Raw genomic sequence first — 7,816 nt, forward strand, 5'->3', positions numbered from 1 at the left:
CCGTGTTATTCGTTTGTCATTGTTCCAATATCTTGTGAAATCAAGCCCAGCGATACAGCGCGCATTACGGCTTCGGTTCGGCTGGCCGCTTGCAGTTTTGCAAAAATATGGGCAAGGTGGCCTTGAACCGTGCGATCACTGATACCGAGATGAGCACCAATGGCCTTATTTGTATATCCCATAGCCACCAGTCGTAAAATTTCTAATTCGCGGTCGGTTAGTGGTTCTACCAATTTCTTCTCATTGGAAAAAATATTCGACATCAATTTTTTTTGAATGATTGGGGCCAGCGCTGATTTACCTTCATAAACATCGCGTACAGCCTGAATTAACTCTTCTGCCTGCGCGGTTTTGAGAATATACCCGTTAGCTCCTGCCTGCAATACAGCCATCACGTACGGATCATCATCGTAGGCGGTCAGAATCAAAACACCCACTTCCGGAAAATTTTTTCGTACCCAACGGGTAACTTCAATTCCACTGCTTTTTGGCATTTGAATATCCAGTACTACAACATCAGGTTGGTTATCCCGAATGAGAGTTTTGGCTTCTTCGCCGTCTCCTGCTTCGGCAATCACTTGCATGTCTTCAGCCAATTCTAAAAGTTGACGAATGCCAGCTCGAACAATGTGATGATCATCGGCCAATAGAATACGAATCAGAGTTTTGGAAGTCCCGGTTGACTCACTCATGACTCAAATTGCTCAATTGATTAAGATTGATTCGGAATAGAAATACGGTGGGAAAAAGCAACCATACAATGGCAAACCCTGCCAAGATTCCGCTTGTCAATCGCATCAGGGAATTGAAAGAACCAAACGCATCTCCACTGTAAAATGACAATGGAAAAGAACGATTGGTGAGATTAGCCAGCCACTCGTTTGAGTCTCGGAATCCATTGCCGATACCGGCAAAATCACTGATTAGATGGGTTGTCCCATCAATTCCTAGAGGCATGAAAAGTAAAAAGAACATCCACCATGGAATTGGTTTAAGTATTCTTCGAAGTGGATACCATAGTATGGCAAAAAACCAAATACTTGTGTAAAACGAAACCATGCGATCCGACCAGGCAACTTTCCATCCCATCTGTGAATTGCCGATGAATTGACGAAGAAGGAAAGGATCAAAGGTATTATGCCATGCGCTTTGAATCTCGACAAGCGAATACATCGGTTTCTCGCCAAACAGAAAAAAAGAACGTTGCGGAAGTTGATGGCAGAAAAATGAATACACCCAATATACAAATTTCCCGGCTTCGTTCCAGCCCAATTTCATTAGAAGGGGTGCAAGGAAGGGAGCAAACACCCAGCCACCGTAGAAAAAGATAAAAATTTCATACCAACGGTTGAACAGGGTTCCAACTATCTTGTGCAGTAAAGATTCTGTCTGCAATTCTCTCATCACATTGAGGCTTTTTTGAAGGATTTTCCCATTACCGATCCCAAATCCATATAGTAGGGGAAACATTTGCCCTCCCCACCTGTTTCCCCAAATTATCTACTGAATTCGAATCTGAAACTCTTTCCGGTAATCCGATAACCCATCCTTACGCAGGAAAACAGTTACCTTCCAATTACCACTCATACTAAAATCGGCAGTGATGGAGTAAGCGCCGCCTCCCTCATCGACGGCTATACCATTCATGGTCATACCTTGCATATCCGTATGGTCTGCACTTACGTCCACTATTGCTCCTTCTATCGGTACACCTTGGACATCTTTGATCCTGAAAATCAACTCAACATTCCCCACCACAGGAGGGTTGGGGTATGTTTCCAATTCTATGTTTACTGGATTTTCAGTTTGGTTTTGAACTGGCGTATCCGCATTATTATTACAAGCCGAGAGTGTAAGAAGAAGAATAACTATCAATAGGCTGAAAAAAATCACCTTGTTCATTTGTAATACCTTTCTTTGTGTAGTGGTTTATTCGGTAACTTCAATGATCATCATCAAACCACCCGGTTCGACGTTATTATTTGTGGTGTGATGTAAGATATGGCAATGTAGCATCCATTTTCCAGGTTCCGTAGCTACAAACTCGATATCATATCGTTCGCCCGGAGCCACACTGACGGTATCCCTGGTAATTTGCATGTCTGGAGGAATTGGAAAACCATCAATGGCCACAATCTTGAATGGGACACCGTGTAAATGCATCGGATGAATAAATTGTCCAATTCCGATGAATCGCAGCCTTACTCGATCACCTTTTTTTAGTGAAATGATAGAGGTGTCGGGAAAGGATTTTCCGTTGATGGTAAAGTAATTGGGCTCCATACCACTCATTGGCATGGCAGCATAAGTATAGCCATCCTTTAGCAACCATTCTGAAATCATCAATGTTCTATCAACCGCTGGCGGGTCGGCCTCCAATTCACGTGGTTCAATAATAAATGGTGCATATAAACCCGCCATCACCTGGACATCTCCCTCGTAGTGTGAATGGTACATAAAAGTACCGGCTGGTTTGGCGGTAAACTGATATACAAAAGTTTCGCCCGGCAGGATGGGCTCTTGAGTTACACCGGGTACACCATCCATCGAATTTGGTACCTGAACTCCATGCCAGTGAATCGTAGTGGGTTCGGGCAAATCATTTTTTACAATGATTTTTATCTCATCCCCTTCAGTGACACGAATCAAGGGGCCGGGCACACTACCGTTGTAGGTAAAGGCAGTTACCTTTACACCTTCCAAAATCTCCCATGACACCGCTTTGGTAGTTAATTCAAATACCTTTACTCCATTTTCCAAACGATACTCCAAAGGTTGCTCGCCATTAGAGGTTGCCGGTTGAAGATTTGGGGCAGTAATTGGTGACATCATATGGGCAGCTTCGGGATTCTCCATAACCATACGCCCTGCGGCGGGAGTAGAGGTCGCCGTGGCTGCTTTGGAGTCGTTTGGCAGTGTATTTTCTTTATCTTGAAGACGAGCGCTAGCCGTGCAAGCTGCCAGAAGCAAACCAATACCTGCAAGGTAAATAAAGTGTATGAATTTCACTGTAAAAATAAACCTCCTTATAAAAATTTTTAAATGCACTTTTCTGGTGTTGCATGTTGAATAGGAACACCAGTTGTTGTTTTAGAGCTTCTCAAGAAGAGAAAGCATGTATGCTTTGGAAATTCAAGGCTTGCTTAATAAGTGCTATTTTTTCGCTTCTTGCATCAATGGAAAGTGATTCATCAATGGACAATCTTGTTTGCCCGTTACTCCCGTGTAAAAACAATGTGATCGGTTCCTCCTCATTATCATAGATGAGCAAGATGATCATTTGACAATCACATTGTTCTGTTCCATGGTGAGGGCAGGGACAGGCTTGTTGATCTGATCTGGTGGAGTGCAAGTTAAAGGTTGGCAAAACTTTCAGACCTCTTTGAGATAAGACACTAATGATGATCGGTAAAACCTGATCACAGGCCCTCTCAACAATTAAGAACGTTTGCGTGAACATACGATCCCTTATTTTGTAGTTGTATTAGTTGATTGTAGGTAATGAGGATTGTTTATCATAGCGCAGCAATGCGTATGATCCAATAAGCATAATTGCCTATGAGGTTCACTTATGAGGGTTCAAATTAGTTTGTTCTTTATCCCTGGTTTGTTGATTTGGTTGGTCGCAACGCTTTATTAATTCTTCTTTTTCAATGGATCATCCAACCATACAATAACCTGATATGTCTATTGTTCTGATTTGAGAATGTTGGGTTTGCCTCATAACAGATTACATATGGATAAGCATTACCTCTCTTCGGTTTGAACATTCCCCCTGAACCCAATCACTGGATCACCAAGCCTCTCAATGTCAATCTACAAAAGACGCCTGCTGGTGTGTGACGGACCTTAATTTTATTCAACATGTATAAATCTCACCCGATTCATTCATCCAATCCTCTGTCCAGTGTGTACTCTGTGGTTGATTTGATCGTGTTTTTATTGAAATTCCTCCCCGATCCAGTGCGCCCAGGAGATGCCCTGTTCTTTCAGCGATTGGATTAGCCTCTGGTCGGCACTCCACAACTCGGCTTTCAACTGCTCCGCCAGGGCTACGTACTGGGCATCGTAGGCTTTACTCTGCCCCAACCGCTCCGCCCAGCGCAGGGCTGCCTGATGGATTTCAACAGTCGGGGCAACCCGTTCGATTTCCAATGCGAGCAGGTCGTACATGTACTCAACCGCATCTTGCGGACGAAGTACCCCAAGCCGAACGGCGCGATGAAAACCCTTCAAACATTCATACTCCCACAACAGAGGTGCCGAAAGCACACTTTGCCGTTCCCGCAGGTGATCCATCAGGCGGTAAGCCTGCTCGGTGTAGGGCAGGCTCAGGAACAAAGCCAGGGTAAGATTTGCGTCTATCACAACCGCCATAATTGTTCCATCTCGTCTTCCCGTTCTTGACGGTCGGTATTGACCAAATCTATTTCAATCAGCGGCAGGTTTTGAAGCCGCTGCCGGGCTTTTCCCAGAATCTTCATTCGCCGCTCCCATACATCTCTTTTGCCTTCCAGCACATCCAAACCAATATCCAGCGCCTGGCGCAGGACACTGGCAGCCGAGCGCCGCTGTTTTTCGGCAATGCGCTGCACGCGCTCTTTTTGTTGCGGGTCAAGCAAGACCTGATAGCGTTCCATGATCAACCTCACAAAATACACAATGTTGTTTATAAAATACAATTATCTGTGTATTTTGTCAATCCCTTACACAAACCTCTGCCTCGAAACCTCGTTTGGCCACTCCCAGCGTTCCAGCCACAGGTCACTGTACGGGTTCTTTGCCAGTGTGGTCAGTTCGGTTGCCATGCCCCGCCAGCGGGGTTTGAGATAACGCACAATGCCCTGCATTCGTTTGGGGGTCAGGGTACACACCGCCACCCGCCGCTGGAAGTTGTACTGGTTGTACCACTTGCGTATCCAGGTGTTGTCTGCCCCGTCCCTGCGTTTGCGTGGATGACGCAGTACCTCGACCTCGACATACACCCATTCGCCATCCTTCTCGACCAGAACATCCGGCTCGACCAGCGGATTGTCCACCGGCGGACAGACCTGTACCTGCCAGCCCCGTCTGCGGGCCTGGTAGGCAAACAGCAGGACGGCAAAGGCGTGCTGGCGGTGTTCTTCGGCGTTGTGGCGTTCTGCCAGAATGTCCCACTCGGACTTGCGGATGGGACAGCCCAATTCAACGGCAAAGACTTTGCCTTTATCCGTCAGGCGCAAGACAGCGTATTTGGCTTTCCCGTTCCCGAAAAAACGCTGCTCGATTAGTTCTTCTTCCAACAGCGTTTTTATCAGCCGATCTACCGCCCCACCGGAAAGCCCCATCATGGATTGCAATTCCGTTTGCAAACACACCCCTTCGGCAAGGATTTGCACGGCGGTTTGCATGCGCTCCCAAAGTTCAATCCGTATGGCTCTTGTTCGTGTCATAAGCGTACCATTGCGTAAATCTTATACGGGATATTGTTGTGGCACCCTCCCTTTTCAAGTCCAGCTTAATATCCCGCATAAGATTTTACCCCTGCCCTGCCCATACTGCCGAAAAACGGCATTTTGCACCTCGCCGCACCCTCACGGCTCGTACTTGCGGATTTCGGCATCGAACAGCAGGTACAGCAGAATCTGCATGTCCAGGTAGAGCAGAAAGCCGGGGTCATCGTCCACTTCCGTCCCCGGCGGCAGCAGTTCCGCTGCAAGCGATTCGCCCGTTTCGCCCCGCAGGTAGAGGACATCCGTCACTTCCCACCCGCACACGCTTTCGTTGACCTCTCCCTTGCGTCCGCTGGCAGCGTCCAACGCCGCCCTGATGGGCAGCAGAAAGCCGTTGTCCAGAATCACCGCCGGTAGATCGTACTCCCCCTCGCCCCGCAGGATGACATCCCGCACCGTGCGGCCGATGGCGTTCCCGCTCAGCCAGTCCAGCAGGCAGACCGGCTCGGCGTCCGCCGTGACCTGCATGAACACACAGCCGTGTTCCCCGCAGCGCTCGAACCGGCTCAAATCGTATTCATGCTTGCTGAAGGCAAAACTCATCATCGCTCACCTCGCAGATAGGCCAGATACTCCTGCCGAAGTTGCAGCGCCCGGCGGCAGTTCCTCACCAGCATATACACCTTTCCCCTGCCCGGGGCCTTGCCGTAGGCAATCTCGCCGATCCGCTCGACCCAGCCCGGCTCATGCTTCTCGGCCTGCTCCACCACCCAGGCAGTTGGGTCGGCAATCCCCTGCAGCAGGTACATCCGCCACCACCAGGCGGCACTCTCGAACTCATGCTGCAATTCCCACGGGCGCAGGTCGAGCGCCACATAGCGCACCTCCCAGGCTTCCACGCCGTGCGGCTGGACGGGCAGGTGCGGCAGCAGCATGCCCCAGCGGATGCGCCCGTTGTGTACCCAGCCGCTGCCAATTGCCATCAGGATCAGGCGTTTCAGCGTCTCCGGTGGCAGCACTTTCTCCGCCAGGATGCGCTTGCGTTCTTGCAGCCCGCTCGAATCCGTTCTGGCGTGCAGGACTTGGGTACGGGTCATGCGAATCAGTTCCAGTTCGTCTTGTTCGCTCATTCCCGCACCTCGACCCGCAAAATCTCCAAATCTTCTACACCCGCCTCGACTTCACTGCCTCTTGGCGCCGTCTCCGGCTTCAAGCGTACCACCAGGTACACATCTCCAGCCTTTGGACTGTAAAATCCGTCATTGGGTAGAACGCCAGGCAACTTTGCCGTACCACCATGCCGCACGAAATGCGGCGTTCCAGCCGCCACGGCGGACAGCACATCTCCCCACGCCGCCCGCTCAATCCACAAACCCGCCGGTAACTCCACCGGCGGCACCAACGCATTCACAACCTCAGCAATTGACATGACTCACCTCTCGCAGAAAAGTTATTTTTCGGGGCAAGGCACTCTTGCGCCGGAGCGCCCCCGAACGCCGGTCGCTAGACCCAGAGTGCAGACGCCGCTAGGCGTCTAGCGGTGACGGGGCGCAAGGCGCATTGTGCCGCACGCCCAGCCGCCAGGCTGACCCCGCCGGTCGCTAGACCGGCCTGCCGTCCAGCACCACATCCGCCAGCACCTCCCGCAACGGCACCTTCCAGCCGTTGACCGCCACCTGCTCCGGTAATCCGCCCGCCTTGCGCAGTTGGCGCAGCACATTGGCGGACTGCTCCCGCACCAAAGGCGGCACATGAAAGACCACCTCACGGGCAACCACATGCGCCCGCTCCGCCCCAGACCACAGCCAGCCGTACACGGTAGATTCCAGTGGCTGCTGGTGCGCCCGGCTGGTGATGGCAAACGCCAGCACTTCCAGCGCCAGGTCACTATCGCACACTACCCGGTGACAACCGCCCAGCACAGCCCGGTCGGTTTCCAGGTTGGCTTCTACCGCCAGGTTCTCCCGAATGGGGTACACCCGCCTCAGGCTCATCTGCCCGTCCAGAATCACCTGATTGTACCGTTTCATACAGCCTCCCGAAGTTCACGATTTGACTTTGACTTGCCTTTCCACCATCACCCGCCGAAATTCCAGCCGCTCGCCGCCAAAACCCAGCAGCAGCCCAAGCGCCTTGCCCCGGTACGCCCGCAGGTAACGGCGCACCTGGTCGAAGTCCGCCTGCTCGAAATGCCCCGCCGCTTTGCACTCCACCAGCACCGCCACCTCGTACCAGCGCACCAGCAGGTCAGGTTTCACCTCGCCCACCACCTGCCCGCCGTACCAGACCTTCAGCCTCGGCTGGTACAGCACTTCGTAGCCACTGGAGCGAAGTTCGTGCAGCAGCGCCCGGTGATAGACCAGTTCGCTGTGACCGCTGCCCAA

General features: G+C 51.0%; 13 protein-coding genes. All 13 read right to left on the minus strand.

Annotation, left to right across the window (positions count from 1 at the left end; translation table 11 throughout):
• Positions 1-5: 5 nt before the first annotated feature.
• Entirely contained in the window at positions 6-692 is a 687-nt protein-coding gene (locus VAE48_RS11760; protein WP_322793521.1) for a response regulator transcription factor, read from the minus strand.
• Positions 685-1,470 (minus strand): DUF2085 domain-containing protein, encoded by a 786-nt coding sequence (locus tag VAE48_RS11765; RefSeq protein ID WP_322793522.1) that lies wholly within the window; start codon positions 1,468-1,470, stop codon positions 685-687. The genes VAE48_RS11760 and VAE48_RS11765 overlap by 8 nt, the downstream gene beginning before the upstream one ends.
• Before the next feature lie 30 nt (positions 1,471-1,500).
• Positions 1,501-1,902 carry a FixH family protein gene (locus VAE48_RS11770; protein WP_322793523.1) on the minus strand — a complete coding sequence of 134 codons (402 nt, stop codon included), beginning with the start codon at positions 1,900-1,902 and terminating at the stop codon, positions 1,501-1,503.
• Between the two features lie 27 nt (positions 1,903-1,929).
• A complete protein-coding gene (locus VAE48_RS11775) occupies positions 1,930-3,009 on the minus strand; it encodes a multicopper oxidase family protein (protein ID WP_322793524.1) in 1,080 nt (359 codons plus the stop codon).
• Between the two features lie 91 nt (positions 3,010-3,100).
• The gene (locus VAE48_RS11780; protein WP_322793525.1) at positions 3,101-3,460 is read right to left on the minus strand and encodes a hypothetical protein; all 360 of its coding nucleotides are present in this window, start codon (positions 3,458-3,460) and stop codon (positions 3,101-3,103) included.
• Between the two features lie 479 nt (positions 3,461-3,939).
• The gene (locus tag VAE48_RS11785) at positions 3,940-4,377 is read right to left on the minus strand and encodes a type II toxin-antitoxin system VapC family toxin (RefSeq protein WP_322793526.1); all 438 of its coding nucleotides are present in this window, start codon (positions 4,375-4,377) and stop codon (positions 3,940-3,942) included.
• Positions 4,365-4,640 carry a hypothetical protein gene (locus VAE48_RS11790; protein WP_322793527.1) on the minus strand — a complete coding sequence of 92 codons (276 nt, stop codon included), beginning with the start codon at positions 4,638-4,640 and terminating at the stop codon, positions 4,365-4,367. Before VAE48_RS11790 ends, VAE48_RS11785 begins: the two co-directional genes overlap by 13 nt.
• 66 nt (positions 4,641-4,706) lie before the next feature.
• Positions 4,707-5,432: a MarR family winged helix-turn-helix transcriptional regulator gene (locus VAE48_RS11795; RefSeq protein WP_322793528.1), complete on the minus strand. Its 726-nt coding sequence runs from the start codon at positions 5,430-5,432 to the stop codon at positions 4,707-4,709.
• A gap of 141 nt (positions 5,433-5,573) precedes the next feature.
• A complete protein-coding gene (locus VAE48_RS11800) occupies positions 5,574-6,038 on the minus strand; it encodes a hypothetical protein (protein WP_322793529.1) in 465 nt (154 codons plus the stop codon).
• On the minus strand, positions 6,035-6,562 hold the full coding sequence (locus tag VAE48_RS11805) for a hypothetical protein (RefSeq protein ID WP_322793530.1): 528 nt from the start codon (positions 6,560-6,562) through the stop codon (positions 6,035-6,037). Before VAE48_RS11805 ends, VAE48_RS11800 begins: the two co-directional genes overlap by 4 nt.
• Complete coding sequence (locus tag VAE48_RS11810; protein ID WP_322793531.1) at positions 6,559-6,861, minus strand: hypothetical protein; 303 nt, start codon at positions 6,859-6,861, stop codon at positions 6,559-6,561. Before VAE48_RS11810 ends, VAE48_RS11805 begins: the two co-directional genes overlap by 4 nt.
• Positions 6,862-7,033: 172 nt before the next feature.
• Positions 7,034-7,462 carry a hypothetical protein gene (locus tag VAE48_RS11815; protein WP_322793532.1) on the minus strand — a complete coding sequence of 143 codons (429 nt, stop codon included), beginning with the start codon at positions 7,460-7,462 and terminating at the stop codon, positions 7,034-7,036.
• A 15-nt stretch (positions 7,463-7,477) separates the two neighbouring features.
• On the minus strand, positions 7,478-7,816 hold a 339-nt coding region (locus VAE48_RS11820), incomplete at its 5' end, for a GxxExxY protein (protein ID WP_322793533.1).

The sequence above is a fragment of the Bellilinea sp. genome (genome assembly GCF_034432615.1).
In the GTDB taxonomy this organism is placed as follows: domain Bacteria; phylum Chloroflexota; class Anaerolineae; order Anaerolineales; family Anaerolineaceae; genus Bellilinea.

What these genes read in the sequence shown, in the direction of transcription:
- VAE48_RS11795 (WP_322793528.1), bottom strand. Translation starts at nt 5,432, where the DNA reads ATGACACGAACAAGAGCCATACGGATTGAACTTTGGGAGCGCATGCAA.
- VAE48_RS11785 (WP_322793526.1), bottom strand. Translation starts at nt 4,377, where the DNA reads ATGGCGGTTGTGATAGACGCAAATCTTACCCTGGCTTTGTTCCTGAGC.
- VAE48_RS11760 (WP_322793521.1), bottom strand. Translation starts at nt 692, where the DNA reads ATGAGTGAGTCAACCGGGACTTCCAAAACTCTGATTCGTATTCTATTG.
- VAE48_RS11800 (WP_322793529.1), bottom strand. Translation starts at nt 6,038, where the DNA reads ATGATGAGTTTTGCCTTCAGCAAGCATGAATACGATTTGAGCCGGTTC.
- VAE48_RS11810 (WP_322793531.1), bottom strand. Translation starts at nt 6,861, where the DNA reads ATGTCAATTGCTGAGGTTGTGAATGCGTTGGTGCCGCCGGTGGAGTTA.
- VAE48_RS11805 (WP_322793530.1), bottom strand. Translation starts at nt 6,562, where the DNA reads ATGAGCGAACAAGACGAACTGGAACTGATTCGCATGACCCGTACCCAA.
- VAE48_RS11780 (WP_322793525.1), bottom strand. Translation starts at nt 3,460, where the DNA reads ATGTTCACGCAAACGTTCTTAATTGTTGAGAGGGCCTGTGATCAGGTT.
- VAE48_RS11815 (WP_322793532.1), bottom strand. Translation starts at nt 7,462, where the DNA reads ATGAAACGGTACAATCAGGTGATTCTGGACGGGCAGATGAGCCTGAGG.
- VAE48_RS11790 (WP_322793527.1), bottom strand. Translation starts at nt 4,640, where the DNA reads ATGGAACGCTATCAGGTCTTGCTTGACCCGCAACAAAAAGAGCGCGTG.
- VAE48_RS11765 (WP_322793522.1), bottom strand. Translation starts at nt 1,470, where the DNA reads ATGTTTCCCCTACTATATGGATTTGGGATCGGTAATGGGAAAATCCTT.
- VAE48_RS11770 (WP_322793523.1), bottom strand. Translation starts at nt 1,902, where the DNA reads ATGAACAAGGTGATTTTTTTCAGCCTATTGATAGTTATTCTTCTTCTT.